28 protein-coding genes and 2 riboswitches are annotated in these 26,378 nt (G+C 55.5%); of the genes, 11 read left to right on the forward strand and 17 right to left on the reverse strand.

The features are described 5' to 3' along the window. Positions 1–8: 8 nt before the first annotated feature. Together Q1A43_RS00780 and Q1A43_RS00785 are read left to right on the forward strand one after the other, a co-directional pair. Positions 9–620: a ribonuclease HII gene (locus Q1A43_RS00780; RefSeq protein WP_299931727.1), complete on the forward strand. Its 612-nt coding sequence runs from the start codon at positions 9–11 to the stop codon at positions 618–620. 104 nt (positions 621–724) lie between these two features. Then, positions 725–1,840, forward strand: coding sequence for a site-specific DNA-methyltransferase (locus Q1A43_RS00785; RefSeq protein WP_299925421.1), 1,116 nt, complete (start codon positions 725–727; stop codon positions 1,838–1,840). 147 nt (positions 1,841–1,987) lie between these two features. Here the strand turns inward: Q1A43_RS00785 and Q1A43_RS00790 are convergent, their stop codons facing one another. Further along, a complete protein-coding gene (locus Q1A43_RS00790; RefSeq protein WP_299925425.1) occupies positions 1,988–2,452 on the reverse strand; it encodes a YbjN domain-containing protein in 465 nt (154 codons plus the stop codon). A 136-nt stretch (positions 2,453–2,588) separates the two neighbouring features. Between Q1A43_RS00790 and Q1A43_RS00795 the strand changes: the two genes are divergently transcribed. Together Q1A43_RS00795 and Q1A43_RS00800 are read left to right on the forward strand one after the other, a co-directional pair. Continuing rightward, on the forward strand, positions 2,589–3,491 hold the full coding sequence (locus tag Q1A43_RS00795) for a DMT family transporter (RefSeq protein ID WP_299931729.1): 903 nt from the start codon (positions 2,589–2,591) through the stop codon (positions 3,489–3,491). Between the two features lie 75 nt (positions 3,492–3,566). Continuing rightward, positions 3,567–5,642: a HAMP domain-containing methyl-accepting chemotaxis protein gene (locus Q1A43_RS00800; RefSeq protein ID WP_299931731.1), complete on the forward strand. Its 2,076-nt coding sequence runs from the start codon at positions 3,567–3,569 to the stop codon at positions 5,640–5,642. A gap of 2 nt (positions 5,643–5,644) precedes the next feature. On the opposite strand, the gene aroC is transcribed toward Q1A43_RS00800, so the two are convergent. Beyond that, positions 5,645–6,751 (reverse strand): chorismate synthase, encoded by a 1,107-nt coding sequence (aroC, locus tag Q1A43_RS00805; protein ID WP_299931733.1) that lies wholly within the window; start codon positions 6,749–6,751, stop codon positions 5,645–5,647. A gap of 103 nt (positions 6,752–6,854) precedes the next feature. Continuing rightward, positions 6,855–6,954, forward strand: a riboswitch (TPP riboswitch). Positions 6,955–7,000: 46 nt separating this feature from the next. On the opposite strand from aroC, the gene thiB reads away from it, so the two are divergent. The 3 genes from thiB to Q1A43_RS00820 are packed head-to-tail and all read left to right on the forward strand — an operon-like array spanning position 7,001 to position 10,177. Further along, entirely contained in the window at positions 7,001–7,993 is a 993-nt protein-coding gene (thiB, locus tag Q1A43_RS00810; RefSeq protein WP_299925436.1) for a thiamine ABC transporter substrate binding subunit, read from the forward strand. Further along, complete coding sequence (locus Q1A43_RS00815; protein WP_299931735.1) at positions 7,969–9,489, forward strand: thiamine/thiamine pyrophosphate ABC transporter permease ThiP; 1,521 nt, start codon at positions 7,969–7,971, stop codon at positions 9,487–9,489. Before thiB ends, Q1A43_RS00815 begins: the two co-directional genes overlap by 25 nt. Before the next feature lie 16 nt (positions 9,490–9,505). Continuing rightward, complete coding sequence (locus Q1A43_RS00820; RefSeq protein ID WP_299931736.1) at positions 9,506–10,177, forward strand: ATP-binding cassette domain-containing protein; 672 nt, start codon at positions 9,506–9,508, stop codon at positions 10,175–10,177. A gap of 122 nt (positions 10,178–10,299) precedes the next feature. Here Q1A43_RS00820 and Q1A43_RS00825 read toward each other — a convergent pair whose 3' ends face one another. From Q1A43_RS00825 to petA, 4 genes are all read right to left on the reverse strand, one after another. Beyond that, complete coding sequence (locus Q1A43_RS00825; RefSeq protein ID WP_299931737.1) at positions 10,300–10,509, reverse strand: hypothetical protein; 210 nt, start codon at positions 10,507–10,509, stop codon at positions 10,300–10,302. Between the two features lie 504 nt (positions 10,510–11,013). After that, on the reverse strand, positions 11,014–11,832 hold the full coding sequence (locus Q1A43_RS00830) for a cytochrome c1 (RefSeq protein WP_299931738.1): 819 nt from the start codon (positions 11,830–11,832) through the stop codon (positions 11,014–11,016). A gap of 14 nt (positions 11,833–11,846) precedes the next feature. Beyond that, entirely contained in the window at positions 11,847–13,172 is a 1,326-nt protein-coding gene (gene petB, locus Q1A43_RS00835) for a cytochrome b (protein ID WP_299931740.1), read from the reverse strand. Between the two features lie 12 nt (positions 13,173–13,184). Beyond that, the gene (gene petA / locus Q1A43_RS00840) at positions 13,185–13,766 is read right to left on the reverse strand and encodes a ubiquinol-cytochrome c reductase iron-sulfur subunit (RefSeq protein WP_299931742.1); all 582 of its coding nucleotides are present in this window, start codon (positions 13,764–13,766) and stop codon (positions 13,185–13,187) included. Positions 13,767–13,983: 217 nt separating this feature from the next. Here petA and Q1A43_RS00845 point away from each other — a divergent pair, with 217 nt between their 5' ends. Then, positions 13,984–14,727 (forward strand): outer membrane beta-barrel protein, encoded by a 744-nt coding sequence (locus tag Q1A43_RS00845; RefSeq protein ID WP_299931744.1) that lies wholly within the window; start codon positions 13,984–13,986, stop codon positions 14,725–14,727. Between the two features lie 56 nt (positions 14,728–14,783). Here the strand turns inward: Q1A43_RS00845 and Q1A43_RS00850 are convergent, their stop codons facing one another. From Q1A43_RS00850 to Q1A43_RS00860, 3 genes are all read right to left on the reverse strand, one after another. Next, positions 14,784–15,389 carry a glutathione S-transferase gene (locus Q1A43_RS00850; protein ID WP_299931746.1) on the reverse strand — a complete coding sequence of 202 codons (606 nt, stop codon included), beginning with the start codon at positions 15,387–15,389 and terminating at the stop codon, positions 14,784–14,786. 73 nt (positions 15,390–15,462) lie between these two features. After that, a complete protein-coding gene (locus Q1A43_RS00855; protein ID WP_299931748.1) occupies positions 15,463–16,407 on the reverse strand; it encodes a tyrosine recombinase XerC in 945 nt (314 codons plus the stop codon). Next, complete coding sequence (locus tag Q1A43_RS00860) at positions 16,404–17,111, reverse strand: DUF484 family protein (RefSeq protein WP_299931750.1); 708 nt, start codon at positions 17,109–17,111, stop codon at positions 16,404–16,406. The genes Q1A43_RS00855 and Q1A43_RS00860 overlap by 4 nt, the downstream gene beginning before the upstream one ends. Positions 17,112–17,299: 188 nt before the next feature. Here Q1A43_RS00860 and Q1A43_RS00865 point away from each other — a divergent pair, with 188 nt between their 5' ends. Beyond that, positions 17,300–17,617 (forward strand): antibiotic biosynthesis monooxygenase family protein, encoded by a 318-nt coding sequence (locus tag Q1A43_RS00865; RefSeq protein WP_299925467.1) that lies wholly within the window; start codon positions 17,300–17,302, stop codon positions 17,615–17,617. A 9-nt stretch (positions 17,618–17,626) separates the two neighbouring features. Here Q1A43_RS00865 and Q1A43_RS00870 read toward each other — a convergent pair whose 3' ends face one another. Continuing rightward, a complete protein-coding gene (locus tag Q1A43_RS00870; protein ID WP_299925470.1) occupies positions 17,627–18,316 on the reverse strand; it encodes a winged helix-turn-helix domain-containing protein in 690 nt (229 codons plus the stop codon). A 263-nt stretch (positions 18,317–18,579) separates the two neighbouring features. Here Q1A43_RS00870 and Q1A43_RS00875 point away from each other — a divergent pair, with 263 nt between their 5' ends. Further along, entirely contained in the window at positions 18,580–18,993 is a 414-nt protein-coding gene (locus Q1A43_RS00875; RefSeq protein WP_299925473.1) for a universal stress protein, read from the forward strand. 7 nt (positions 18,994–19,000) lie between these two features. On the opposite strand, the gene Q1A43_RS00880 is transcribed toward Q1A43_RS00875, so the two are convergent. The 7 genes from Q1A43_RS00880 to thiC all read right to left on the reverse strand — a co-directional run bounded on the left by Q1A43_RS00880 (position 19,001) and on the right by thiC (position 24,934). Then, positions 19,001–19,540, reverse strand: a complete 540-nt coding sequence (locus Q1A43_RS00880; RefSeq protein WP_299931752.1) for a hypothetical protein — start codon at positions 19,538–19,540, stop codon at positions 19,001–19,003. Positions 19,541–19,659: 119 nt separating this feature from the next. Next, positions 19,660–20,619 carry a HesA/MoeB/ThiF family protein gene (locus Q1A43_RS00885; protein ID WP_299931754.1) on the reverse strand — a complete coding sequence of 320 codons (960 nt, stop codon included), beginning with the start codon at positions 20,617–20,619 and terminating at the stop codon, positions 19,660–19,662. Continuing rightward, positions 20,616–21,209: a thiamine phosphate synthase gene (locus Q1A43_RS00890; RefSeq protein WP_299932505.1), complete on the reverse strand. Its 594-nt coding sequence runs from the start codon at positions 21,207–21,209 to the stop codon at positions 20,616–20,618. Before Q1A43_RS00890 ends, Q1A43_RS00885 begins: the two co-directional genes overlap by 4 nt. Beyond that, positions 21,209–21,976 (reverse strand): thiazole synthase, encoded by a 768-nt coding sequence (locus tag Q1A43_RS00895; protein WP_299931756.1) that lies wholly within the window; start codon positions 21,974–21,976, stop codon positions 21,209–21,211. Before Q1A43_RS00895 ends, Q1A43_RS00890 begins: the two co-directional genes overlap by 1 nt. 3 nt (positions 21,977–21,979) lie before the next feature. Continuing rightward, the gene (gene thiS, locus Q1A43_RS00900) at positions 21,980–22,177 is read right to left on the reverse strand and encodes a sulfur carrier protein ThiS (RefSeq protein WP_299931758.1); all 198 of its coding nucleotides are present in this window, start codon (positions 22,175–22,177) and stop codon (positions 21,980–21,982) included. Beyond that, positions 22,146–23,126: an FAD-dependent oxidoreductase gene (locus Q1A43_RS00905; protein ID WP_299931760.1), complete on the reverse strand. Its 981-nt coding sequence runs from the start codon at positions 23,124–23,126 to the stop codon at positions 22,146–22,148. Before Q1A43_RS00905 ends, thiS begins: the two co-directional genes overlap by 32 nt. Beyond that, positions 23,123–24,934, reverse strand: coding sequence for a phosphomethylpyrimidine synthase ThiC (gene thiC / locus Q1A43_RS00910; protein ID WP_299925492.1), 1,812 nt, complete (start codon positions 24,932–24,934; stop codon positions 23,123–23,125). The genes Q1A43_RS00905 and thiC overlap by 4 nt, the downstream gene beginning before the upstream one ends. A 118-nt stretch (positions 24,935–25,052) precedes the next feature. Continuing rightward, positions 25,053–25,172, reverse strand: a riboswitch (TPP riboswitch). Between the two features lie 466 nt (positions 25,173–25,638). On the opposite strand from thiC, the gene Q1A43_RS00915 reads away from it, so the two are divergent. Further along, entirely contained in the window at positions 25,639–26,376 is a 738-nt protein-coding gene (locus tag Q1A43_RS00915; RefSeq protein ID WP_299931762.1) for a GntR family transcriptional regulator, read from the forward strand. Positions 26,377–26,378: the final 2 nt, after the last annotated feature.

Below are 26,378 nucleotides of genomic sequence, written 5' to 3' on the forward strand. Positions count from 1 at the left end.
TTGGTCCTATGACCAATACAGATAATATTGACCTTCCCTATCTTGCGCGCGGTGTGCGGCTTGCTGGGGTTGATGAGGTGGGCCGTGGCCCTCTGGCGGGGCCTGTGGTGGCCTGTGCCGTGATCCTTGATCCCAACAACATTCCAGAAGGGTTGGCGGACTCCAAAAAGCTCTCTGCCAAGAAGCGTGAGGCGCTGGATGTCTTAGTCCGTGAAACGGCGATTTTCTCGATTGCCGAAGCTACGGTCGAGGAAATCGATGAAATCAACATCCTCCAGGCAAGCATGCTGGCGATGAAACGGGCCGTTGATGGCTTACCGATTCGTCCTGACCACCTTTTGGTTGATGGGAATCGGTTACCACAGGGGCTTTCTTGTCCAGCCACTGCAATCGTCAAGGGGGACTCTCTCTCGCAAACCATCGGAGCGGCTTCAATTGTGGCCAAAAAGTGGCGAGATGATGTCATGATCAAGATCGCGCAACACTACCCAGGTTATGGTTGGGAAAAGAACGCCGGTTACCCCACAAAATGTCACAAATCTGCACTGCAAAATCTTGGGGTAACCCCACATCATAGACGGTCCTTCAAACCGGTGCACAATATCTTGTATCAAGAGTAAATCGTAACACTTTGATTCAATAAAGAATTTGACCGCGAATCATCAATGACTCATCCTGTACTCAACCAACGACCGTGAAAACACGGCAGGGACAGAGGCAGAGAATGACGAAAATGACCAAGATGACGAGCGCAAATGCGCTCCCTCTCAACACGATTCTAGCAGGAGACTGCGTGGAGGTTATGAACAGCCTCCCCGAGAATTCTGTCGATCTAATTTTCGCGGATCCGCCCTATAATTTGCAGCTCAAAGGGGAGCTGCACCGCCCCGACAATTCCAAGGTTGATGCCGTGGATGACGAGTGGGACCAGTTTAGCAGCTTTGCCGCCTACGATAAGTTTACCCAAGACTGGCTCAAGGCGGCGCGCCGATTGCTCAAGCCCGACGGGGCGATCTGGGTGATCGGCTCTTATCACAACATCTTCCGCGTCGGTGCTAAGATGCAGGATGCAGGTTACTGGATCTTGAACGATGTGGTTTGGCGCAAGTCGAACCCTATGCCGAACTTCCGTGGCAAGCGGTTCACCAACGCGCATGAAACCATGATTTGGGCGTCCAAGTCCGAAGCGGGCAAATACACCTTCAACTATGAGGCGCTTAAGTCGCTGAACGAAGGTATCCAGATGCGCAGCGATTGGGTTCTGCCAATCTGTAACGGTGGCGAGCGCATCAAAAACGAGGATGGCGACAAGGCCCATCCGACGCAAAAACCTCATAGCCTTCTTCACCGTGTTCTGGTTGGTTCGACCAACCCCGGTGACGTTGTGCTTGACCCCTTCTTTGGCACAGGCACAACCGGTGCCGTTGCCAAGATGCTTGGCCGCGATTGGATCGGTATCGAGCGCGAAGAACAGTACCGCAAGGTTGCCACAAAACGTATCAACGACATCCGCAAGTTTGACAAAGACGCGCTTCAGGTTTCGACATCGAAACGGGCCGAACCACGTGTGCCCTTTGGTCAGCTGGTGGAGCGCGGCATGCTTCGTCCGGGCGAACAGCTATGGTCGATGAACGGGCGTCACAAGGCCAAGGTCCGCGCTGATGGCACCTTGATTGGGGATGATATCAAGGGATCGATCCACCAAGTTGGGGCCAAGCTTGAAGGCGCGCCATCGTGCAACGGTTGGACCTACTGGTGCTTTAAACGCGACGGGAAAACCGTTCCGATTGACATCCTGCGTCAACAAATTCGCGCTGAAATGAGCGAACGCCCGAACTAATCGGGCGTATGCCAACGCGTCATACTCAAGAGTTTTAAGAACACCGCCGGTGCCATGTGAGCCATCACAGGCATCTACTGGCCCCGCTTGCTTGGCAGGCGGGGCATTTTTCGGTGTTAAACCGGTTTCAAATGGGTGGACCGGCGTTTAGTCCCAGTCGATGAAATCTTCAAACTGACCCAAGACGTTGGACCACATCTTGAAGTTATCGACAAAGTTTTCCGCAGAAACACCATAATCGATGTTGAGATCCATCTGCAAAAACGGGTCCATTTCGTTGTCTAGGTGAACCGTGGCATAGCGCATGTCAGAATTCCATTGATTGGCGCGTTGCAACGACATGCCGTTGGTCATGTCATATCCGACCTGAAACTGAATGGTCCGGCAGTTGGCGTTATTTGTGCAGTCATAAAAGAAGATGTCGTAATTGGTCCCATCGAGTTTGCCTTTGAGCAATGGGTCGCCAACTTTGTCGGTTGTAATATCGAGTTGATACCCTTCGGCTTTCAACAGGTTGGCCAAGACATTGGCATCTGACGCGTCAACTTGCGATTGAGCAGCAGCAGCGAGCGGGAGCAGAAAAAAACCTGCTGAAATCAAAATGTTGCGCATGGCGTGACCTTCCAATTCTGAATTATCCTAAAATTGTGCATGCAGCCTAGCAATGTCCGCTCACCTTCGCAATTCCGGTAAACCCGCCCTTTTAAAGGTACTTTTCACCTATCGGTTTTCCCACTACTGAAGTTGCATGGATATACGTGCACTTTTGATGGGGTTGGCTTTTGCTGCCATGTGGTCGTCGGCCTTTACGTCCGCGCGGATCATTGTCGCCTCGGCACCACCGCTTTCGGCGCTGGCTTTGCGTTTCATGATTTCCGGCATGATCGCGGTTTTCATCGCCCGATTGATGGGCCAATCTTGGAAGCTAACCCCGGCGCAATGGCGGGCAACTATCATATTTGGCATCTGCCAAAATGCGCTATACTTGGGTCTTAATTTCGTTGCAATGCAATGGGTTGAAGCGTCTTTGGCCGCCATTATCGCATCAACGATGCCTTTGTTGGTTGCCTTGGCCGGGTGGGTGTTTTTACGCGACGTGCCCAAACCGGTGGCTTTGCTTGGCCTGATTGGGGGGATGGTTGGTGTTGCACTGATCATGGGAACGCGTTTGAGCAGCGGTGTGGACGGCACCGGCGTTATCCTCTGTGTGATCGGCGTGATGGCCTTAACAATCGCAACCATGTCACTGCGTGGGGCGCTTTCGGGTGGCAACTACATGATGATCGTTGGTTTGCAAATGCTCGTCGGCAGTGCGGTGTTGTGGCCCTTTGGACTGATACTGGAAGACATCAAGGTCACTTGGTCACCGGAACTCATTGCCGCTTTTGTCTATACCACATTGGTTCCCGGCCTCGCGGCAACATCGATCTGGGTCTTGTTGGTCAACCGAATTGGTGCGGTTCGCGCCGCAACCTTTCACTTTTTAAACCCATTTCTGGGGGTTGCGTTTGCGGCGTTACTATTGGGCGAAACGCTAAGAAACACCGACATTTTGGGCGTAATGGTTATCGCTGGCGGAATTCTGGCGGTTCAATTGTCGCGAGTCTCTGAAATACGAAAAATGCGAGACAAATCTCCTACCCAAACTTGAAGGCGTCCAACCTTTCTTAACTGCATGTCCCTACCCATGATGCCAATCAACTGCATCCGAAACGGGGATTAGACAATGAGTAGGTTTTCGATCCGCACGCAAGTTTTTGTCTTTGCGGGTACATTTCTGGCCTTGTTAATTTGCAGTGCGGGGATATCACTTTTTAGCAACGCACGTGTCGGCGGTTTGGCGGTAGAATCCAGCCACGCTGTCAAAATTGATGTCAGCGTCGCAGAGGTGCATTCGAACACCAGAGCCGCGCTTCTAAGTGTTTTGATGATCGATCGGGGCGAGCCGACGGCCTACGACGATTTGGAAAGCAAGCTAGAAGTTTCGATCGCTGGGTTGGATGCGGCCCTTTCAATGATGGACCAACATTCTACCCATGATGACGTCTACGGGTCTCTTGTCGAGCCCCTGAAAGTTGTTCGTTCCGATCTTTCAGGGCTCCATGCTGGCGTCCCCAAAATTCGAGAGGCGCTTGGCCACGAGCGATCACGCGACTTTCGAAATCGGGTCATTCCGCTTTTGCAATCGAGCCTAGAAACCCTTGAGACAGAACATGAAATTCTGAAAAAAAACGCCGAGCAATCGAGCGCACAGATGCTTGGCATCATTGAGCTTAGTACAATGGCGGTCGCCGGAAGTTTACTTGTGTCCACAATTGCGGGTTTTGGGTTGGCGCTATTATTTGGTCGCAAGCTGGCAAACCCGATACAGAGGTCAGCGGTTGCCGTCGGTCAGATCGCCGACAAAGAATATGACGCTGACATTCCTGACATCGAGCGCAAAGATGAACTGGGTGAAATTGCAAGACAGTTGGATGTTTTGCGCACCAAGCTATCCAAAGGGGAAGCCGCAGCAGCGCGTGTTAAAGCCGAAAATGATCGCCGAGCCGAATTGTTCAACACACTTGGGGCCGCAATGAGCAGTCTCAAAGATGGTGATCTCAATGATCGCATTGCCAGCGGCGAATGGGATGACTTGGGCGAAAGTTATGTGAGTTTGTGTGATGATTTCAACGAGCTTGCCGCGACTTTGGACGAGTTGGTTGGCTCCCTACGAAACAGTGCCAAGACCGTTGAGGGTAACTCTTGCGAACTGTCCAATATGTCGAATGAAATGTCTCGCCGTGCGGAAGTACAAGCGGCTACCTTGGAAGAATCCGCTGCCGCGTTGGACGAATTGTCAGAAAGCGTTCAATGCGCTGCATCGCGGGCACAAGAGGCAGATGAACAAGTCGTCGAGGGCCGCCGCCGGGCACAAGAAGGCGGCGAAGTGATGACACAAGCAATGGAAGCAATGAGCTCAATTGCGAAGTCGTCGGAGCAAATCACGCAGATCATCGGTGTTATCGACGACATTGCGTTTCAAACCAATTTGCTTGCTCTGAACGCGGGGGTAGAAGCGGCGAGAGCGGGTGAATCAGGAAAAGGATTTGCGGTTGTCGCATCCGAAGTTCGCGGCTTGGCGCAAAGGGCCGCTGAGTCTGCGAGTGAAATCAAAGATTTGGTATTAAATAGTACTGCACAAGTTGAAGATGGTGAAAAGCTTGTACAACAGACTTCGGTTACACTTGGTCAGATTGTTGAAAGCGTAACAGGTGTTTCTGAGATGGTTGCCGGTATTGCAATTTCCGCGCGCGAACAGGCCAGCGCTGTGAAGGAAATCAATCTTGGGGTAGCTGAACTAGATAAGGTGACTCAGCAAAACGCCGCTATGGTAGGGGATGCAACGACATCCAGCCAGGAGTTGAGCCAAGAGGCATCCCGTTTGACAGATCTGCTAGAGAGATTTGCAGGAGCCGAAGAGGTAAATGAAACTCCAGCTGGCCCATCTTTGGTGACTATGGCACCACATGATGATGGTTTGGACGTTGATAGGATCGCGGCGACGAATGATCACGAAAGCCTTACTGACGAACTAGAAGTCTTTGATCAGGGACTAGAAGTTGGGCCAATGCCGCTAGAATCGACCGCGGGCATTGTTGAACAATCGAATACAGATTGGGAAGATCAGCCCGTTCACACGGCCCCCGTCGATGTCGCGCTAGACACATGGGGCACCCAAGAGCCACTTGAGCCTAACCCTGTTCCAATGGAACCTCATCAGTCAATTGCTGCAAACGCAGATCAGTGGAAAGAATTCTAGCGTTACTGGGGGCCGATTTGGCCCCCTGCATCGCCAATTTGACCTCGATGCAATAAGAAGTGGTCAAGAATAACACAGGCCATCATGGCTTCGCCCACTGGGACAGCCCGAATTCCAACACATGGGTCATGGCGACCTTTGGTTATGATGTCGGAATCCTGTCCATCTTTGGTAATGGTCTTGCGGGTGTTCAGGATTGACGAGGTCGGTTTCACAGCAAATCGCGTGACAATTTCTTGCCCACTCGAAATACCGCCAAGGATGCCGCCTGCGTGGTTTGAGGAAAAGACCGGACCATCCGGCCCCATGCTAATTTCATCTGCGTTTTCAGTCCCCGTTAACGCCGCAGCGGCCATGCCATCGCCAATTTCAACGGCCTTAACCGCGTTAATTGACATCATCGCAGCGGTGATATCTGTGTCCAGCTTCCCATAGATCGGGGCCCCTAAACCGGCCGGAACGCCCCGCGCCACAACTTCGATAACCGCGCCGACGCTGTCGCCTGATTTGCGCAGCCCATCCAAGTAGTCCGCCCAATCTTTGGCGGCCGTTTCATCAGGGCACCAGAACGGATTTTGATCAATAGCCGCGTCGTCAAAACGGCTGCGATCAATCTTTCGCGGACCCATTTGAACCATGTACCCTTTCACTTCCACTTGCGGGAGAAGATGGGCAAGGGCCGCGCGCGCCAAACCGCCGGCGGCAACGCGCGCCGCTGTTTCACGGGCCGAAGACCGACCACCGCCTCGGTAGTCACGAATGCCATATTTTTGCCAATAGGTAATATCTGCATGGCCCGGGCGAAACTTTTGCGAAATCTCGGAGTAGTCTTTGGAGCGTTGATCGGTGTTTTCGATCATCAACTGGACAGGCGTCCCTGTGGTTTTGCCTTCGAACACCCCGGAAAGAATGCGTACGGAATCCGGTTCGCGACGCTGTGTCGTAAACTTGTTCTGTCCAGGTTTGCGTTGATCCAACCAGACCTGAAGCATGTCTTCAGTGATTTCCACGCCTGGAGGGCATCCGTCAACGGTTGCCCCTAGGGCCGGCCCATGGCTTTCGCCCCAGGTGGTTACACGGAAGAGATGACCAAATGTGTTGAGGCTCATGCGCGGGTCTCCTTTGTCTTGGTTTCCTAGGCCAGAGAGGCCTGATCCTCAAGCCCAATCGCGCTGATTTCGCTTGCACATCGTTGGGCTTCCTCCTAGCGTCGCCGCCACCTCGGGGTGCCAGTGACAGGCTGAGATGCGCATGCGAACCCGTAGAACCTGACCCGGATAACACCGGCGGAGGGAAGGTCGGGACTTTGCTGCATGCGGTCTGAACCAACCCATCTGCCGCATGCTTGGAGGAAGCCCATGAAAACGCCCATGAAGGCCTTCACGTTTGCTGCAGGATGTCTGTCAGCCAGTTTTGCTCTGGCCGACGCACCTGTGCTAACCGTTTATGCCCCTGATTATTTTGTCTCCGAATGGGGGCCCGGCCCCAAAATCGAAGAGCTATTTGAGGCAAAATGCAATTGTGATTTGCAATTTAAGCCCGGCGATCTTTTGCCGCGCGTTCTGCTCGAAGGGGACAAGACCGAAGCCGATATCGTCATTGGCCTAAACACCGATGTCACCAAAAAGGCACGTGAATCCGGCCTGTTTGCGACCCACAATGTTGCACTAGACGGGCTGACCTTACCGCTGGACTGGACCGACGACACGTTCCTACCTTTCAACTATGGTCACACTGCGTTCATCTACGACACGACCAAAATCGAAACAGCCCCGGCAAGTTTTGATGACCTTTTGAACGCGCCCGACGATCTGCGTCTTGTGATCCAAGATCCGCGCAGCTCGATTTCAGGTCTGGCTCTGGTCCTCTGGGTCAATGCTGTTTACGGCGACAAAGCGGCCGACGCATGGGCGAAACTGGCTCCGAAAATCGTCACTGTGACGCGCGGCTGGTCGGAAAGCTATGGCATGTTCACAGATGGCGAAGCCGACATGGTTTTGTCCTACACGACATCCCCCGCCTACCACATTATTGCCGAAGGTGATGAGACGAAGAAGGCCGCGATCTTCCCGGAAGGTCACTATTTCATGGTCGAATTGGCGGCCAAAGTTGCCTCGACCGATCAACCCGAACTTGCCGACAAATTCATGGAATTTGTGCTGGGCCAAGACTTTCAGGGCATGATTGCGACAGGCAACTGGTCGATTCCCGCAGCTTTGCCAAAGGATCAATGGCCAGACGGCTTCCAAAAACTCGACCTGCCGGAAAAGGTTTTGTTCTATGATGAAACCGAAGCGGCTGCTTTGCGTGATACAGCGATCGAGGCATGGCGCAGCGCGCTCTCTCAATAAGTGCAGGATTGGCTCTGGCGATTTTGACGCTGGGGCCAATTGCGGCTGTGCTCATTCGGGCTGGGGGGCTTGGTTCCTTTCGGCCCGGTGATTTTGAAGCCCTGCAATTCACCGTTTGGCAGGCTCTCCTTTCCGGATTTTTCTCAACCCTGCTTGCCATCCCGGTGGCCCGCGCTTTGGCTCGGCGTCAGTTTTTTGGCCGCCGCCTTTTGATTTCGTTGCTCGGGGCCCCATTCATTTTGCCAGTGATTGTTGCCGTTATGGGATTGATCGCGGTCTTTGGACAAAACGGGATTTTGAATAGCGGCCTTGCGGCTTTCGGTGGCCCCCGCCTTGATATTTACGGCTTGCACGGCGTGGTTTTGGCCCATGTTTTCTTCAACCTGCCTTTGGCAACCCGGATGCTGTTGCAGGCTTGGCTTGCCATTCCTGCGGAACGGTTTCGCTTGGCAGCGTCGCTTGGTTTGACGCCTTGGGGTCAATTCTTGACCCTGGAATGGCCGTTGATCCGCCGGATCGCACCTGGTGCTTTTGCCGTGATATTCGTCATTTGCCTCACAAGTTTTGCTGTTGCCCTAACGCTTGGCGGTGGGCCGCGGGCCACCACCGTTGAACTTGCCATTTATCAAGCGATGCGTTTTGATTTCGATCTTGGTCGGGCGGCTATGCTGGCCTTGATGCAGCTCGGCTTGGCAACGGTCGCCGGGTTGATCGCTTTGAAATTGGCCCCGTCTCAGGGGTTTGGTGTCGGGCGTGGTCGGCAAGTTCCGCGATGGGATGGCCGAAGCACAATGGCGCGAACCTTTGATATGATTTGGATTTTTCTAGCGGCCGCGTTTTTGTTGGTTCCGCTGGCGCTGGTTGTTCTCAAAGGGATGCCGGGGCTTTTTGCGGGCGCGGGGCAGGGGACATGGACCGCGGCCAAGCATTCCGTTTTGGTCGCGCTGGCTTCAACCGCTCTCTCCATGGTTTGGGCGTTGCCCTTGGCAAATCGCAAGGGAGAACTGCTATCCGTCGCCGCGATCGCGATTTCGCCACTGGTCATTGGCACGGGCTTGTTCCTGATTTTGCGGCCATTTGTGAACCCGTTCACGATGGCCTTGCCGGTTACAACCGTGGTGAATGCCATGATGGCCTTGCCTTTTGCACTGCGAATTTTGCGCCCAGAAGCCGAAGCGGTTGAGCATGATTTTGGACGCCTGCGGCAGACACTACGCCTAACGACATGGGCATGGTTTACACGTGTCTGGTTGCCTCGGTTACGCCGCCCCATGGGGTTTGCTGCTGGATTGACGGCGGCTTTGGCGATGGGGGATTTAGGGGTCATTGCCCTCTTTGCCGATCCGGATCGGGCGACATTACCGTTGCAAGTCTACCGTTTGATGGGGGCCTACCAGATGGAGGCCGCAGCAGGCGCGGCTTTGCTGTTGTTGATCTTGAGTTTTGGGCTGTTTTGGCTGTTTGATCGTGGGGGGCGCGCCGGTGCTGACACTTGAAAACTTGAACGTTGACATGGACAATAGCGCGTTGACGGGCACGCTCTCCTTGGCACCCGGTCGCCGTGTAGCGATCTTGGGGCCGTCGGGGGCGGGCAAATCAACCCTCCTTGATGTGGTCGCCGGGTTCCGCCCATTGCGCGCCGGTCAGGTTGGATGGTGCGGGGCCGACCTAACTCATTCACCTCCTAACAAGCGCCCGGTTTCGATCTTGTTTCAGGACGGCAACCTGTTTCCGCATCTGACGGTGTTTCGAAACCTGCTTTTGGCGCTCAAACCAAACGGACAACGTGCCAGCGAAGAAGACAGCGTACGTATCGAAGGGGCGCTCAAACGGGTTGGCTTGGCTGGCATGTCGGGCCGCAAGCCTGGCACTCTGTCCGGGGGCCAGCAAAGTCGCGCGGCGCTCGCCCGTGTGATGCTACAGGCGCGACCTATCATTCTATTGGACGAACCCTTTTCGGCGCTTGGTCCGGCGCTCAAGGCCGAAATGCTTGGGTTGGTCCGGGACGTGGCGGGGAACTTGGGGGCCTTGGTTGTTATGGTTACCCATGACCCGGATGATGCCCGTCGTTTTGCCGAAGATGTCGTGTTGGTCGCCGATGACAAGGTTCATTTGCCAGTGGCGACAGCGGCGTTTTTCGCCAACCCTCCAGAAGCCTATCAGGAATACGTTGGAACACAGTAAAACGCGCCGCTCAGTCCTGTCCGCAGTGCGGGCTTTTGCTGCTGCGACCGGATTGTCGATCACCAGTTCAGTGCCTGTGCGCGTTATTCGCTTGTTTTGGAGTGAAGCGAAGTTTGGGCTGATCAGCTTCCGGAAACGCCTTTGGCAGGAAGGCTTTCCACTTCGGGCGATGTGGCAATGCCGACCACTTCAAATCGTCCCGTAAGGTATAGAGCAATGTAGATCGCAACGCAGATGAGAAGAAAACCCAAGAAGTTTGGTTCGTAGGTTTCCCTCGCCCCACGGTAAAAGTTGAGGCCTTCAATACTCCTCAAAACGAAAAATCCCGTCATTCCGACCCCCAAAAACACTGGAATTTGAAAAAGGAAATATCGCCTGAGACGCCTCTCGCCAGTCAAATAGAGAAAGCAACCACAACCGCCACACATATCGAAATCTGCGCTATTGCGGGCCCGGTTTGGGTTAGTAGCCCCCATTTTTCTAGGAGACTGAGGACGACCACAATTTGGGCAACGAGTGCCAGTCAGTTTAGACCACCAATTTGGACGCTCGCCAAGTCGCGGCTTAGTTACTTTTAGTGGGCTGTGAACGCGTCGTGCCAATGGAATCTGTCCTAGTCTTTGTAAAACCATGAGGATTCCACGCGTCGATTAGTAGACCGTTTAACCCAGTTTTGCCAGAAAAGCAGTCATTCATGCCGCCTGCAGCATTTGGTACAATGGGCTCCCAGCGGACCATGCTCCGCGTTGTTGTCGCAGGCAATCTTTTAGACATGATCATCAAAAAAAAAGCCCCGCCAAATTGGCAGGGCTTTCTTTTGAGTTTTCAACCAAGACTTAGTCGTCTTTGCGGCCGTATTTGATCGGCTTCCAGAGGCGTTTGTTGGTCAGGTACAGCAGAACCGCGAGGACCGATAGGAACAGAACGGCGGTAAAACCGGCCTGCTTACGGGCCATCATTTTAGGCTCAGCGGACCACATCAAGAAGGCAGAGATGTCCTGTGCTTCGTGGTGCAGACTGTTGGAGTGGCCATCGGCATATTCCACATCTTCACCATAAAGTGGCGGTGCCATTGAAATCCAACCACCTGCAAAAGCAGTGTTTTCATAGAGCGTAACGCCAGCTTCTTCTTTTTCTTCGCCGGTGTAACCGGTCAGAAGCGAAGCGATATACTCAGGACCACCAATACCTTTGAAGAACTGGTTGATACCAAGGCCGTAGGGGCCATGGAAACCAGCACGTGCCTTGGCCATCAAGGTCAGGTCAGGTGCGCCAGCCGAGGTGTTGGCTGGGAAGTGGTCTGCGGGTTTTGCCGGGCGGAAATCTTCGAGTTCTTCATCGTAGATTTCAAAGTTTTGCTCAGCATAAGCGCGCACTTCGTCTTCGGAGAACTGAGGTCCACCAGCATCGCCCAATGTCCGGAACGGAACATATTGCAAGCCGTGGCAGCTGGCGCAGACTTCGGTGTAAATCTGCAATCCGCGTTGCAACTGGTGCTGGTCATAGGTGCCAAAGGCGCCTTCAAACGAGAAGTCGAAATCCTCGATGTGGCCCGCGCCGCCAGCGGCATTGGCAGCAGAAGTGCCAACAACCAGAGCGCCAGCGGCACCGAGAACCAAGGCCGTGATGGCCGAGAGGGTGAGTTTCTTGAACATCTGTATCGGTCCTCTTACTCAGCCGGGGTATCGGCGGATTTGCCGTACATGTTGTTGAAGTCTTCTTCGATTGTCGCCGGTGGTGTTAGCGGCTTTTCGATGACCCCCATCAGCGGAAGGATGACCAAGAAGTAGCCGAACCAGTAAGCCGAAGCGATCAGAGAGAAGGTTGCATAAGGCTCTTCTGCGGGCATTGCACCCAGCCACATCAATACGACAAAGTCGACAACCAGAAGCCAGAACCACCACTTCAGCATCGGACGGAAACGAGCCGAACGAACCGAAGACGTGTCGAGCCATGGGGCCAGTGCCATCACAGCAATCGCTGCGAACATCGCGATAACACCAAAGAATTTGGCGTCGATGATGCCACCGGTGATGAAGGATGCAAACTGAACAACCCAAACCTCAGAGGTGAAGGCACGCAGGATTGCGTAGAAGGGCAGGAAGAACCATTCTGGAACGATGTGTGCAGGTGTCACCAGCGGGTTGGCTTCGATGTAGTTGTCTGGGTGACCCAGATAGTTTGGCATAAAGCCAACAACCGCAAAGAAGATCGCCAGAACGACGACCAGCGCGAACAGGTCTTTGATGACAAAGTATGGCCAGAAGGGAAGCGTGTCTTTCTTAACCGACTCTTTGCTGTCTGTACGAACATCAACACCGGTTGGGTTGTTGTTGCCGGTGGTGTGGAAGGCCCAGATGTGGACGACAACCAGCGCGGCAATCACAAACGGCAGGAGGTAGTGCAGCGAGAAGAAGCGGTTCAGCGTGGCGTTGTCCACAGCAGGCCCGCCCAGCAGCCAAGTTTGGATCGCTTCGCCCACAAATGGGATCGCGCCAAACAGGCCAGTGATAACGGTTGCGCCCCAGAAGGACATCTGACCCCAAGGCAGAACGTAGCCCATAAAGCCTGCGCCCATCATCATCAGGAAGATCAGCATGCCGATGATCCATGTGATTTCACGTGGGGCTTTGTATGAACCGTAATACAGACCACGGAAGATGTGGATGTAAACAGCAAAGAAGAACAGAGCCGCGCCGTTAGCGTGCAGGTAACGGAGCATAAAGCCACCGTTTACGTTCCGGGTGATGTGCTCAACCGAGGCGAAAGCCAGATCAACATGCGGCGTGTAGTGCATCGCAAGGATGATGCCGGTGACAATCATGTGCACCAAGCAGTAAGCCAAAACGATACCCCAAATCCACCACCAGTTCAGGTTCTTGGGGGTGGGGATCATGATGGTGTCATACACGAGACCTACAACCGGCAGGCGCTCGTGGATCCATTTTTCGAAACCCGTCTTGGGCTCGTAACTGTCGTGTGGAATTCCGGACATATGCGCGTTTCCTTATCCCAGCAGAAGTGTTGATTCGTCGACGAACTCGGCCGGTGGAACCGGCAGGTTTTCCGGCGCAGGACCCTTACGGATACGGCCAGAAGTGTCGTAGTGAGAGCCGTGGCATGGGCAGAACCAGCCATTGTATTCGCCAGCGCCATCGCCAAGCGGAACACAACCAAGGTGTGTACAAACACCCATCATAACCAGCCATTCACCGGTGTTTTCGCCACCACCAAATGGGGCCAGAGACCGGTTGGCATCGCCACCGTCGGCACCTTCAACACCATTGGCGTTTCGGGCGTCATTGTCGATCAGGGTCGCCAGATCAACGTTGGCTGCTTCTGCGATCTCTTCTTCGGTACGGCGACGGATAAACACCGGCTTACCCAACCATTTCACAGTCAGCTGAGAGCCGACCTCAAGGCTGGACACATCCACACGGATGCTTGCCAGGGCCAGAACGTCGGCCGAAGGATTCATTTGATTGACCAGGGGCCATGCGGCGGCACCTGCGGTGACTGCTCCTGCGCCTGCTGTGGCGTAGTAGAGAAAGTCCCTGCGGGTGCCTTCGTGATCGTCTGCGTGTGACACGAGGTTTGCTCCATTGCTATTGCTCGGGGCCGAGAGAATCGACCGCAACACAAAAGGGCCGCTTTGAAAGGCGGCGTTTCCGGGGCGTTGTTTAGCGATACGTCCTTGAGGCGTAAAGAACACAAAGACCTGAGTTTGCAATAAGCGCGGATGTGTCGCGGTTGCATGACAGGTGATGCAGGCATATGCCCAACTCCAAGAGAATGGAGAAACAAAGATGCGGAATTTGATTCTGTCAGCGGCACTGATTGGTGCCTCCACGTCTTCTGTCTTGGCTGAAGTCGAACTGTCCATTTACACGGGGTGGCAAACGGCCCCTCATAGCCGGGCAAGTGGCGATATTCCCGATGGCGACGGGGACCCGGAAACCATCGTCGTTGACGATTCACGATCAGAGGCCGCTTTGGTCGGGGATGTTGCGTCTTCCGTCGCCCAACCGGGCGAGAGCTTTAACGAATTGCTGGGCTGGGAAGGCAAATCCAACCAGATGCCGCCATACTATGGTGTGCGCGCAACATGGTGGCAAAATGAACGTATCGGCTACGGTATCGAATTCAGCCACAACAAAGTGTACGCAGTTGAGAAAGACCGCGAAAAGCTCGGCTTTTCTCGTCTTGAGCTAACCGATGGCTTGAACATCGTCACCTTGAACGTTTCGCGCCGCTGGAAAGACCAATGGGGCGCTTTGACACCCTATGTAAGCGGTGGTTTGGGTGTGGCTATTCCGCATGTCGACGCCAAACATGACGCGTCTGGCTCTACAACCTTTGGCTATCAGGTCACCGGACCCGCGTTGCGGATGACCGCCGGTGCGTCTTATGCCTTGAATGACAAATATTCGATCTTTGGCGAATACCAGTTCACCTATTCCAGCAACGACATTGATCTGGACGGTGGCGGCAGCTTCAAAACGGACATCAAAACCAATGCGTTGAACATTGGTGTGTCCTATAGTTTCTAACCCGGGTTCAAAACGGGTAGGTCAAAGGGCGGGTCTTCCCGCCCTTTTTTGTGTGATTAGCCCACGGGGTTCGTGTCTTGCATCGACGGGCGTTCGGCAAAGCCTTTTTCCCAAGCGGCAAGACCATCGCGACCCGCGCGCCAATCCCGGTCGGGGTGGCGGAAATCCAGATAGCCAAGCGCACAGCCAACCGCGATTTGCCCCATATCAAGCGGCCCATAAAGATGGCTCATCCAACGGGTATTAAGCGCATCCAAGGCGCGGCTGACCTTGTCCCACTGGCTGTTGATCCAATCTTGAGACACCAAGGCCTCATCGCGGAACCGCTTTTCATAGACCATCGACACTGCGCATTCCATGATCCCGTCTGCGGTCGCCTCAAGGGTGAGCGTGTCCCACAACCGATCCTCCGGGTATAGACCGGCCTCGGCCCGTGCATCCAGAAATCGGCAAATCACCCGGCTATCATAGAGCGTTGGCGCATCCGGGCGGATCAAAGCGGGGATTTTGCCCAATGGATTGGCCGTTTTTAACTCCCCATCCGTGGCCATCGGGGTGGTGTGAACGTCAATTTGCTCAACCGCGTCCAATTGATCGGTTTCACGGAGCAAGACGCTGACTTTGCGCACAAAAGGTGACGCGGGGGAGTGGAAGAGTTGCATATCAATGGGTCCCTTTGACCTGAAAAGACGGATCTGCAACGCAAATTAGGGGTTTGACGCCGTTATGCAACGTCTAGCCGGATTTCGCCTTGGGATGCGTCGCCTCATAGACCTTCATCAGATGAACCTCATCGACGGCGGTGTAGGCTTGGGTGGTTGAAAGAGATGCATGCCCCAACAATTCCTGAATGGCGCGCAAATCACCACCCGCCGCCAAAAGATGGGTGGCAAAGCTGTGGCGCATGGCATGCGGGGTTGCCGTTGCCGGTAAACCCAATTGCAACCGCGCCTGTTCGGTGACCTTACTAATCAAACGCGGGTTCAACGGGCCGCCGCGCGCGCCACGAAAGACGGCGTCGTCCGGCCCGATGTCAAACGGGCATTGATTCAGATAGGTTTGAACCGCGTCGCGCGCGATGGGAAGCACCGGAACGATCCGCTCTTTGCCGCCCTTACCGATAATCCTTAGGGATTCGCCCAAAGGTAGATCGCGCCCCTTTAGGCCCAAGGCTTCGGAGATTCGCAGGCCACAGCCATATAGCAAAGTGATCACAGCGCTGTCGCGGGCACCGATCCAATCTTCGCGGGATTGCACCGCAACCGTGTCAATCATGGCGCGGGCCGCATCTTCGGCCAAGGGGCGAGGCAGCTTCTTTTGAAACTTTGGCGCGCGGGCAAGCAAAACAGCTGTGGGCTCAAACCCTTCACGCTCCGCCAACCAACGATAAAAGCTTTTGACCGCCGAAAGTTTGCGCGCCATCGACCGCGAAGCCGTACCGTGGCCACGAAGATGCGCCATCCAGCTGCGCATATCGGAGGTGGTAACACGCGCCAAAGGGGCAAGGCCCTGAGGTTCGGCGTGATGCGTCGTCAGAAAGGCTATGAAATCAAGAACGTCGGTTTGATAGGCGGTGATGGTGTTATCCGCCGCGCCTTTTAGGGCACGGGCATTGTCCAACCATGTATTCAACGCGTCCCGCGCTGCATCTGAGATCAGCAGTGAGTTTTGGCCGCTCACGACAACCAGCGGCGCATGGTTCTCTCGAACACGCCGGTGAAAAAGGCCAAAAGATCAGTGCCCTGTTGAGGGGTGAACATATGCGGGTCCTCGGACCCCATCACCAAGAGGCCGGGCAAGCGACCGGGGCCGAAATCCAAACGCAGGCAGGCTTCGGACCTAATCCATTCGGCCTTGTCGCCGTAAATGCGAGCGTCGCCTTGATTTAGCTGACGCAAGGTAACCTGTTTCAGCGGCGCTTCGCGACCTGCGGCTACAAAGGTTTCCACAAAGCCGGGTTCCGCAACCGACAACACATCGCCAACACGTTTGACGACGTTTTCGCCGTCTGATGCGGCCGTTTCGAGCACCAGCTTGATCACATCCACCCGCAAAATCTGGGCCACTTCGGTGCCCAAATCCTTGAGGAAAGGTTCAAACTCAACTGGGTCCAACATGCGCAACACAGCGCGGTGGATTTGGTTGGTCCCGGCGAGGTTCTCATAGGCCGCCGCAATCACCGACCGATGAGTATCTTCCAAACGATCCAAGCGCGATTCGAGACGTTCCATCGCGATACCGCGCAGATCGATGATGTTGCCCCCCATCGCGCGTTCGTTGGCAGCAATCAACGCGTGCATCAAATCTTTGTCGTCCAGAATCATGTCTGGACGGGAAATGATGTTTTCGCGGAGGGAATCCTCGATTCGCTGCGTGCTACTCATAATTGTATGGCCTGTGTTTTCATTGCTCGGATAGCGCGGGTGTCGCCTTCTGGCGATCTTGGCGCGTGTTATGCCTTGTTTGGCCTTGTCGCCCCCATTCTGTCAAGGTTTTCTCCCTCGTTCCGACGCGCTCAGAATGCTGGACAGATGCAAATTCCGTGTCACTATAGAGAGATAGGGAGAGAGCCATGCCAAATATTTCAGCCAACGCCGATGCCCAAACCGTCATCACTACCTTTGAAACCAGTCCGGGCACCTGTCAGGACCTGATGGATGCCTTACAGGACGCCTACGCGAATTTTATTTCCAAACAGCCGGGGTTTATTGCGGCCGGGTTGCATGTGAACGACGCACAAACGCGCATCGCCAACTATTCGCAATGGCAGCGCCGCGAGGATTTTCAGGCGATGCTGCGCAGTGACGAAATGCGCGAACGCAATCGCCACATTTCGGACCTGTGCCGAACGTTTGAACCGGTGCTCTATGATGTCGCGCACACGTTCTAGGGCCAAACCTTAGGCGGCCACCGGGGCCGGGATTTCGGTCAACGTTAGGCGGAACCCCACACCTCGGACTGTTTCGAGTTCAACAATGCCCTGAGTTGCCTTGAGGCAGGACCGGATGTTGCAGGCGTAGACATCGAAAATCCGCGTTTCCGGTTCATTGTCGAGCCCATAAAGATGGGTCATCAACGCCTCTCGGGCGATTAGCTGACCGGGTCTTAGGGCGATGTATTCCAGCATTTCGTAGATTTTCGGGCTGAGTTTGACCGGGCAGTCGCTTATGTGCGCAATACGTTTGTCGAGGCTGAGGCGCAGCGGCCCGAAATTCAAAACCGGAATCGGATAGCCAAGGGCGCGCCGGGCGATTGCCATAAGGTGGCAGCAGATTTCAGCCGGTGAACTGGCCGGATCAACGATGGCATCTGCGCCATCGGCCAACCATTCTGCCCGTTGCAAAGACGTGGCATCGGCAGCCAAGAGTACAATCGGCATTTGCCCTGCGGCGCTTCGCAATCCACGAAGGGTGACGTTGCTTCGGTTTAGCTGATCGGCTTCGATCAACAGAAGGTCTGCAGAACCAACGGTCAGATAATGAAAAAGGTCTTCGGGTCGGTCTGTTCGGGTCAAAAGGGTTCCCGTGCCCAGAATTTCTTGGGCCAGACTCATCATATTCCAGCTGGTCTCAGCGATTAGGTAGCGCATGTAACTTCCTCCCGTTTCCAGAGGTCCCTTTGGCCCTTGTGGCCCTAACGGGACCACACACATGGCGTTCGGGATCCAGATCAGCGCCTTCTGGCCGCGAGATGGATCGGGGTGACAGCATTCTGCCGCTGGGACTAGGGGTAGGTTTGGAATGTGGAAAAAATGTGGCGCAATTGCGATTTTGATTGGCCCGAGGCTCTGACCTGTATCAAGGTGCAGGTCACAAAGACAGGGCATTGTGTCCCCAAAAGGAGAACGATCAGATGTATAAGAATATTCTCGTTCCTGTAGCTTTTGTTGATGGCAACGAAGCGAAAATCAAAGGGGCCACTGAAATTGCGCAAGCTTTGGCGGAAGAGGGGGCCAAAATCACCTTTCTGCACGTGATGGAGCAAATCCCCGGCTACGCGGTTAGCTATTTGCCCGCCGATTATTCCAATCAGGTTCGTAAAGCGATTGAGGATGAAGTCGCCGGCCTCGCCGACAATATCGACGGCGCGCAAGGGCTGGTTGTCGAAGGGCATTCCGGGCGTACCATTCTGGATTGGGCCGAAGAGAACAATGTCGATTTGATCGTCATCGCGTCCCACCGTCCGGGCATGCAGGACCTGCTGCTTGGCTCGACGGCAAGCCAAGTGGTCCGCCACGCCGCCTGTGGTGTTCACGTCCTTCGCTAAGCGCGCCTTACGGGGTTGGGAGTTCCAGCCCCGGCAAAGCCTTGTATTCAAATCGGCTTTCGGCCTGCATGCCGTTCATCGTGTAGGCATAGCTGAACTGAACCGGCAACCCGGTCTCGGGGTTGATCACGTATTCGACCTGCATTTCGCTTTGAAACGGCGGCACCACATCAATGGTGCCGCTGATTTTGGTATGGAGGGACCCGTCGACGTCGATGTCGCTGCACTCGGCTATCAGAACCGCTTGCGATCGGCCTTGGCGGGTGTCTTCCAAGCCTTTCTCATAGGTGGACAAATCCGTTTCATAGAGCAATTTCCATCCACCTTCGCCGTCCGGGTGATAGGTTCCACCTTGATAAAACAAGGTGTCCGGCAGTCCTGCGGGCGTGATGGTTTTGATCAATGAGTGGGTGTCGGATAGAAATTGCTGATGGGTGATCGTCTCCATCCCACCGATGCTTCCCACGGCTTGGGCCTCATAGGGGATGTCGGAATAGAGGGGATTGGCCAGAATGTCGGCCAATTGGTCATGGCAACTGTCGGCCATGGCTGGGAGAGGTAATAAAGCGAGGCAAATGCCCTTGATAAGACGCATAGCAAAACCCGTTCGAAAATGACTTGTAACGAGTCTAGCAGGCCTCTGGCGTTTTGCGTAATGCTTTCGACTTAGGCGGCGGCTTGGGCAAACAGCGCCACATTTTCAAAGCCAAGCGTCTTGAGTTGCTGACCGGCTTGCCAAGCCCGCAACCCGGATTGGCAGGCCAGTACAACACGGTGATTTTTATCCAAAGGTGCTGCGGCAATGTCCGGGGGCGCGATGCGCTGTGCGGTCGGATGAAAGGCCTGTGGGCATTCTTCTCGGCAACGTAGCTCGATCAACTGATCTTGTTCTGCCAGCGCTGCGGCATCGACAAAGGGCATTGCCTCGTCGGGTTCCGATGCGCCGAGGAAGGAAAACCCACCAAAGGTAAACGTCTGGGCATCCATCGTCACCAAACGCCCCATCGGCGCCGGGGTTTGGTCGGTCAAAATCGCTAGGGCCATTTGCGCTTGGGTGGTGCCGATCATACCGACAACCGGGCCAAGCACACCGTTGCGTGCGCAACTCCCGGCGCTGTCTGGCAGGTCGGGGAACACCGCGCGCAGGCTTGGCGCGGTGCCGCAAAAGGCCCCGACATATCCGGATGTGCCAAGGACCGACGCGCTAATCAGTGGAGTTTGAGAGGTGAGACATAGGTCGGACAGGATATAGGACACCGCAAAGCTATCGGCGGCATCAATGACCAAATCGACGGGGGCGATGGCGGATATCGCCGTCGACGGGGTCAGCTTGCACAGATGGGGATGCAGGCGGGGGTGTGGATTGGCGGCATTTAGATGTTGGCAGGCGGCCAAGGCCTTGGGGCGGCCAACATCCCCCATGTCATAAAGTGGTTGGCGGTGCAGATTGCTTTCCTCAACCGTGTCATGATCCATGATGGTGATTTCACCCACCCCAGCCCCGACAAGGTATTGCAACACCGGTGACCCAAGCCCCCCGGCCCCCACCACCAGAACATGGGCCTTGGCGAGGCTGGCTTGCGCTTTGACCCCAAGGATCACTTCCTGACGGGCATAGCGGCTCATGTCGCACAGACCTTGATCCATTCGCGGGTGCGCGCCTCTGGATCTTCGGCGTGTTGGATGTCGGTCACAACCGCGACGCTATCCGCACCTGCGGCCAAGACGCCGGGAACACGTTCCGGGGTCAGGCCACCAATGGCAACCAGCGGCGTTTGCCCAACGGCTTTTTTCCAATCCGATACCCGGTCAAGCCCCTGCGGCCCCCATTTCATTTTCTTCAACAGGGTTGGATACACCGGGCCAAGGGCGACATAGGCCGGGTCAAGGGAAAGCGCGCGCTCCAATTCGGTTTCGTCATGGGTCGACAGGCCAAAGCGCACCCCGGCCCGGCGCAGCGCGGCAAAATCGGCGGTGTCCATGTCTTCTTGACCCAAATGAACAAAGTCACAGCGCAGATCGAGCGCGGCTTGCCAGTAATCATTGACCACCAGTTGCGCCTTGTGAACGGCGCAAAAATCGCGGGCACGGGTGATTTGACGGCGGATTTCGGCCTCTGGCGCATCCTTGATCCGAAGCTGTACGAGCTTCACCCCAAGCGGTACGAGAAGTTCGAGCTCGGACACATGGCCGACCAAAAGATAAAAGCGTTCCATCATGCCAGTTCCGCCATGCCAAGGATTGGGGTCGAGGGCACCGCCATGTCGCGCGAGTCCATTGGATCGGCGGCAAATCCGGCACGTCCGGCTTTGATCGCGCCGGTCATTGCGACGGCCATGCCCACCGGGTCACCGGCCTTGGCCACCGCGGTGTTGAGCAAAACCGCATCCATGCCTAATTCCATCGCCAAACAGGCATCAGACGGGCGGCCAATGCCAGCATCAATAATCAAAGGCGTATCGGGGAAATGCGCCCGCATCGCTCGAAGCGCATCCGGGTTGCGCAGCCCTTGACCCGACCCAATAGGCGCCCCCCATGGCATCAGCAGCTCACAACCGGCATCCAGCAATTTCTCACCCACCACCAGATCATCGGTGGTGTAGGGAAAGACCTGAAATCCGTCTTGCGCCAACACCCGCGCCGCCTCGACTAAGGCAAAGACATCGGGTTGCAGTGTGTCGGAATGGCCGATCACCTCAAGTTTGATCCAATTGGTGCCAAACACGTCGCGCGCCATCTGGGCGGTTGTCACCGCCTCTTGCGCCGTATGACACCCGGCGGTGTTGGGTAGGATATGACAGCCAGTGTCGCGCAGCCCCTGCCAAAACCCATCGCCGCTTCCGCCCGCGCTTTCTCGGCGCAAGGACACGGTCACGATCTCGGTGCCACACGCCCGGATCGCATCGGTGAGTACCTTGGGCGAGGGGTATTGTGCCGTGCCCAACAACAGGCGCGATGAGATCTCAGTTCCATAAAACTGCATGCTCTATCCCCCCTGCATCGGTGCAAGCACCTCAAGCGCATCGCCGTGGGTTAGCGTGATAGCGGCCCGCGCGTCGCGTGATACAAATTGACCGTTCAACGCGGTGGCAATGGCGGGCGAGGTATAACCCAGCTCTTGCAGCGCCTCGGCAAGACCTGAGGCGTTCACCTCAACTGATTTCGAGTTCACTGTGATCAACATCAAAGCTCTCCTGAAAGAATTGCGCCGCAAGCTGTTGCGCCATGGCCGGGGCCAGCAAAAACCCATGGCGATAAAAGCCGTTCACATGGGTTGTGGTTTGGGTTGTGGCCCTGACTTGGGTCAGCTTGGGCATATTGTCGTTAAAGGCGGGGCGCAGTCCGACACCGGTCTCGATCACCGACGCTTCGCCAAAACCGGGATGAAGCGCAAAGGCGGCACCAAGCAGTTCGAGCAAGGATCGCACAGTGATGTCGCGCGACGAGGAACTTTCAACCATCGTCGCGCCGATCATGTAAATCCCGTCGCCGCGCGGCACCACATAGACCGGAATGCGCGGATGCAAAAATCGCACCGTGCGGGTTAGATCGACGTCCGGGGCTTTGACCACAACCATCTCGCCGCGCACCGGGCGCAAGCCGGGCAATTTAGCCGCCATTCCCCGACAATCGACATCGACATGATCCGGGGCGGGGGTGTTGTATCGGATATCGACGCCCAAATCCTGAATGGCCTTGGTAAGGTCAATCAGGGCGCGGCGCGGATCAAGATGGGCCTCATCCTTGAAAAACAAGGCTTGGGTGAAACGCCCGGCAAGCGCCGGTTCCTTGGAGGTGATCTCATCACAGCTAAGCATCACATGGTTTTCGGTGCGCCGCGCAAAACGCGACAGCTCAGCCCGATCCCGGCTTGGCGCGACAACAAGCGTGCCGCGCTCAGTCACCGGTGTGATCTCTCGCCACCACGCCAACGCCCCGATGCCAAGGCGCACAACCTCGGCCTCGGCGCTTTCGCCTTCGCACCATGGGGCCAACATGCCGCCTGCGAACCATGAACAAGGGTTGTCGGACGGCGCCGATCCGGTTTCAAAAACCGAAACCGCCGCCCCCCGTTTTGCCAGCTCATAGGCGCAAGCGAGGCCGGAAACTCCGGCCCCGGCAATGGTGATCATTCGCCCGGTTCCAATTCGGTCTCGGCGACAGGCACATAAAGCTCACCACCTTCGCGGAATTTGGCGGCCATGGCCTCCATGCCCTCTTTCTGCGCCTCGGCGCGGATGTCATGAGAAATCCGCATCGAACAGAACTTCGGCCCACACATGGAGCAGAAATGCGCCACCTTATGCGCCTCTTTGGGCAGGGTTTGGTCGTGGAATTCGCGGGCCGTGTCCGGGTCAAGCGACAGGTTGAACTGATCTTCCCAACGGAACTCAAACCGCGCCCGGCTAAGCGCGTCATCACGGCGCTGGGCACCGGGGAGACCTTTGGCCAAATCGGCGGCATGGGCGGCGATCTTATAGGTGATCACCCCGGTTTTGACGTCGTCGCGATCGGGCAGGCCAAGGTGTTCCTTGGGCGTCACATAACACAGCATCGCACAGCCAAACCAACCGATCATCGCCGCGCCAATGCCGCTTGTGATGTGGTCATAACCCGGCGCGATGTCGGTGGTCAGTGGCCCAAGCGTATAAAATGGCGCCTCGTGGCAGCACTCCAGCTGCTTATCCATGTTCTCTTTGATCTTGTGCATGGCGACGTGGCCCGGCCCTTCGATCATCACCTGACAGTCATGTTTCCATGCGATCTTGGTCAGTTCGCCAAGCGTCTCTAGCTCGGCGAATTGCGCCTCGTCATTGGCATCGGCAATCGAACCGGGGCGCAACCCGTCACCCAAAGAAAACGACACGTCGTATTTGCGGCAAATCTCGCAAATCTCTTCGAAATGCTCATAGAGGAAGCTTTCGCGGTGGTGATGCAAGCACCACTTGGCCATGATCGACCCGCCGCGTGACACGATCCCGGTGACGCGTGTTGCGGTCATCGGCACCATATGAAGACGTACGCCCGCGTGGATGGTGAAGTAATCGACCCCCTGTTCCGCCTGTTCGATCAACGTATCGCGGAACACTTCCCACGTGAGGTCTTCGGCAATGCCGTTGACCTTTTCCAGCGCTTGATAAATCGGCACCGTACCAATCGGCACCGGGCTATTGCGCACGATCCATTCGCGGGTGTTATGGATGTTGCGCCCGGTGGACAGGTCCATCACCGTGTCCGCGCCCCAGCGGATCGACCAGACCAGCTTGTCGACCTCTTCTTCCATGCTCGACGAGACCGCCGATGTGCCCATATTTGCGTTGATCTTGACCAAGAAGTTGCGGCCAATGATCATTGGTTCAAGTTCAGTATGGTTGATGTTGGCGGGGATAATGGCGCGGCCTGCTTCGATTTCCGAACGTACAAATTCAGGCGTCACATAATCGGGGATATTTGCGCCAAAATCATTGCCGTCGCGATGGCAGGGTGAAACCTCGCGCAGCTGATTTTCGCGGATAGCGATATATTCCATTTCCGGTGTGATGATCCCGGCACGGGCATAGGCCAATTGCGTCGGCGCGGCACCATCCTTGCCACGCAACGGCCGCGGTTTCACCGGAAATTCCGGGGTCAGGCGGTCGCCTTCGACAAAGCCGTTATCGGCGGCGGTGATTTCGCGGCCTTCGTATTCTTCGACATCCCCACGGGCCAAAACCCAATCGCGACGCAATTGCGGCAGACCTTGTTTGATGTCGGTTAAAACACTGGGGTCGGTATAGGGGCCCGAACTATCGTAGACCGGAAGCGGCGGTTCGCCCGCTGTGGGATGGGTTGAAATCTCGCGCATGGGCACGCGGATGCCGGGGTGCATTTCGCCGTTTACATAGATTTTGCGCGAGGCGGGCAATTCACCCGTGGTGATTTTTGGATTTGGGACGTTCATGTTCGGTGCTCCTCAAGCGATCCACTCAAAAAGACACCAGATGAATGGGGGCTTGGGAAACAGGAGGTGTACTGGCCCCCTTGTTCAGCAACGCACAAATACCGGGGAGCTACCCCAATTCGGTGCGCGCTTAGCTTCCTACGCCAGTATCAACTGGGTCAGGTTCAAAGGGTCGCGGCACCGGGTTTCCCCTGATCCGCCTCTCAGTTTCTTTGGCGAAACTCCCCTGCGTAACGCTTGCTTAGCGGAGCCTTGGCCGTTTGGTCAAGCAACATTCCGAGGGCTAGATACGCGCCGCACGTACGGCTGGGACTTTGGGGAATAAAGTGAGGCTGTGGTTTGGGTCGAGTTGAAATTTCTGTTTTTTCGCAACGCGTTGTTCTCTCTGTAGCGCGTATTTGCCACTTCAAATTGCTATGGAAATCGCGGAGCATTGGCGCTAGCGGGGGGCATCTGGACTTATCAATCGCATTCACTGGTATGCCGATCGAGAGCGGGGATACCACGTCTTTGAGGAGCCGCGAAAACCGATACGTGGTGGTCATCCAAGCCGGGCTTTGGGTCTTGAATTGGCCGCAGCGTCAGCTTTAGGTTGCCCTACTGCCCCAGTTCTTACAACTGGTGGTCGACAATATGCCGACAGGCTTATAGGCTTTGCTAACGATCAAACGCGGAGAGGGGCGTTTGAGATCGTAGGGGGGGCCATGCGAAATACTTATCCGGAAAAAAACAAGTCGAGCCAATCGCAAAAATTGTCGCGTGGGGCAGGGGCCAAACACGTCTATGAGACATTGCGTCAGGAGATTTTGACCCTACAGCTGGCACCGGGCGTTCCATTGGATGAAACAAGTCTGGCTGAGCGATTCGTCATGTCTCGCTCACCGATCAGAGAGGCTTTGGTGCGTTTGTCCGCGGATGGCTTGGTCGATATGCTGTCCAACCGCTCGACCCTTGTCGCGCCGGTTAAGCTTGAGGAATTTCCGCGCTACGTCGAAGCGCTCGATTTCCTCCAGCGTATCAACACCCGCCTCGCGGCTAAGAATCGCACCGACGAAGATTTGGCCGAAATGACCCGTTTGGCGCTTGATTTCGAGACGGCTTGCGATGCCGATGATCATTTTCTGATTTCTGCCACCAATCGCGATTTCCACACGGCCATTGGCACCGCTGGGCGCAATCCCTACCTTGCCAAAGCCTATGAGCGGTTGTTGGATGATGGCCGCCGGATTTTGCACCTTCACATCGATTACATCCGCCAGTCGGACAAAAACAACCTGCTGACGCAGGCGCATTTTGATCTGATCAAAGCGATTTCGGCGCAAGATGTCGATCTGGCGGATCGTTTTGCGCATGAACACACGCGGCAGTTCCACGATGGCTTTCGCGGTTTCCTAAAGGCGGAATACACCCAAGATTTTGAGTTCGAGTTAGCGACAGAATAGCC

It is taken from the genome of uncultured Pelagimonas sp., from assembly GCF_947498515.1.
Classification (GTDB): domain Bacteria; phylum Pseudomonadota; class Alphaproteobacteria; order Rhodobacterales; family Rhodobacteraceae; genus Pelagimonas.

Coding starts and splice junctions, on each gene's coding strand:
- Q1A43_RS00800 (WP_299931731.1), top strand. CDS start 3,567: ATGAGTAGGTTTTCGATCCGCACGCAAGTTTTTGTCTTTGCGGGTACA.
- Q1A43_RS00915 (WP_299931762.1), top strand. CDS start 25,639: ATGCGAAATACTTATCCGGAAAAAAACAAGTCGAGCCAATCGCAAAAA.
- Q1A43_RS00815 (WP_299931735.1), top strand. CDS start 7,969: ATGGCGCAGCGCGCTCTCTCAATAAGTGCAGGATTGGCTCTGGCGATT.
- petB (WP_299931740.1), bottom strand. CDS start 13,172: ATGTCCGGAATTCCACACGACAGTTACGAGCCCAAGACGGGTTTCGAA.
- aroC (WP_299931733.1), bottom strand. CDS start 6,751: ATGAGCCTCAACACATTTGGTCATCTCTTCCGTGTAACCACCTGGGGC.
- Q1A43_RS00870 (WP_299925470.1), bottom strand. CDS start 18,316: ATGCGCTACCTAATCGCTGAGACCAGCTGGAATATGATGAGTCTGGCC.
- Q1A43_RS00780 (WP_299931727.1), top strand. CDS start 9: ATGACCAATACAGATAATATTGACCTTCCCTATCTTGCGCGCGGTGTG.
- Q1A43_RS00895 (WP_299931756.1), bottom strand. CDS start 21,976: ATGCAGTTTTATGGAACTGAGATCTCATCGCGCCTGTTGTTGGGCACG.
- Q1A43_RS00820 (WP_299931736.1), top strand. CDS start 9,506: ATGGACAATAGCGCGTTGACGGGCACGCTCTCCTTGGCACCCGGTCGC.
- thiS (WP_299931758.1), bottom strand. CDS start 22,177: ATGTTGATCACAGTGAACTCGAAATCAGTTGAGGTGAACGCCTCAGGT.
- Q1A43_RS00845 (WP_299931744.1), top strand. CDS start 13,984: ATGCGGAATTTGATTCTGTCAGCGGCACTGATTGGTGCCTCCACGTCT.
- Q1A43_RS00890 (WP_299932505.1), bottom strand. CDS start 21,209: ATGGAACGCTTTTATCTTTTGGTCGGCCATGTGTCCGAGCTCGAACTT.
- Q1A43_RS00795 (WP_299931729.1), top strand. CDS start 2,589: ATGGATATACGTGCACTTTTGATGGGGTTGGCTTTTGCTGCCATGTGG.
- Q1A43_RS00860 (WP_299931750.1), bottom strand. CDS start 17,111: ATGAGTAGCACGCAGCGAATCGAGGATTCCCTCCGCGAAAACATCATT.
- Q1A43_RS00850 (WP_299931746.1), bottom strand. CDS start 15,389: ATGCAACTCTTCCACTCCCCCGCGTCACCTTTTGTGCGCAAAGTCAGC.
- thiC (WP_299925492.1), bottom strand. CDS start 24,934: ATGAACGTCCCAAATCCAAAAATCACCACGGGTGAATTGCCCGCCTCG.
- Q1A43_RS00790 (WP_299925425.1), bottom strand. CDS start 2,452: ATGCGCAACATTTTGATTTCAGCAGGTTTTTTTCTGCTCCCGCTCGCT.
- Q1A43_RS00885 (WP_299931754.1), bottom strand. CDS start 20,619: ATGAGCCGCTATGCCCGTCAGGAAGTGATCCTTGGGGTCAAAGCGCAA.
- Q1A43_RS00785 (WP_299925421.1), top strand. CDS start 725: ATGACGAAAATGACCAAGATGACGAGCGCAAATGCGCTCCCTCTCAAC.
- Q1A43_RS00865 (WP_299925467.1), top strand. CDS start 17,300: ATGCCAAATATTTCAGCCAACGCCGATGCCCAAACCGTCATCACTACC.
- Q1A43_RS00825 (WP_299931737.1), bottom strand. CDS start 10,509: ATGACGGGATTTTTCGTTTTGAGGAGTATTGAAGGCCTCAACTTTTAC.
- Q1A43_RS00905 (WP_299931760.1), bottom strand. CDS start 23,126: ATGATCACCATTGCCGGGGCCGGAGTTTCCGGCCTCGCTTGCGCCTAT.
- Q1A43_RS00830 (WP_299931738.1), bottom strand. CDS start 11,832: ATGTTCAAGAAACTCACCCTCTCGGCCATCACGGCCTTGGTTCTCGGT.
- Q1A43_RS00880 (WP_299931752.1), bottom strand. CDS start 19,540: ATGGCCGACAGTTGCCATGACCAATTGGCCGACATTCTGGCCAATCCC.
- Q1A43_RS00875 (WP_299925473.1), top strand. CDS start 18,580: ATGTATAAGAATATTCTCGTTCCTGTAGCTTTTGTTGATGGCAACGAA.
- thiB (WP_299925436.1), top strand. CDS start 7,001: ATGAAAACGCCCATGAAGGCCTTCACGTTTGCTGCAGGATGTCTGTCA.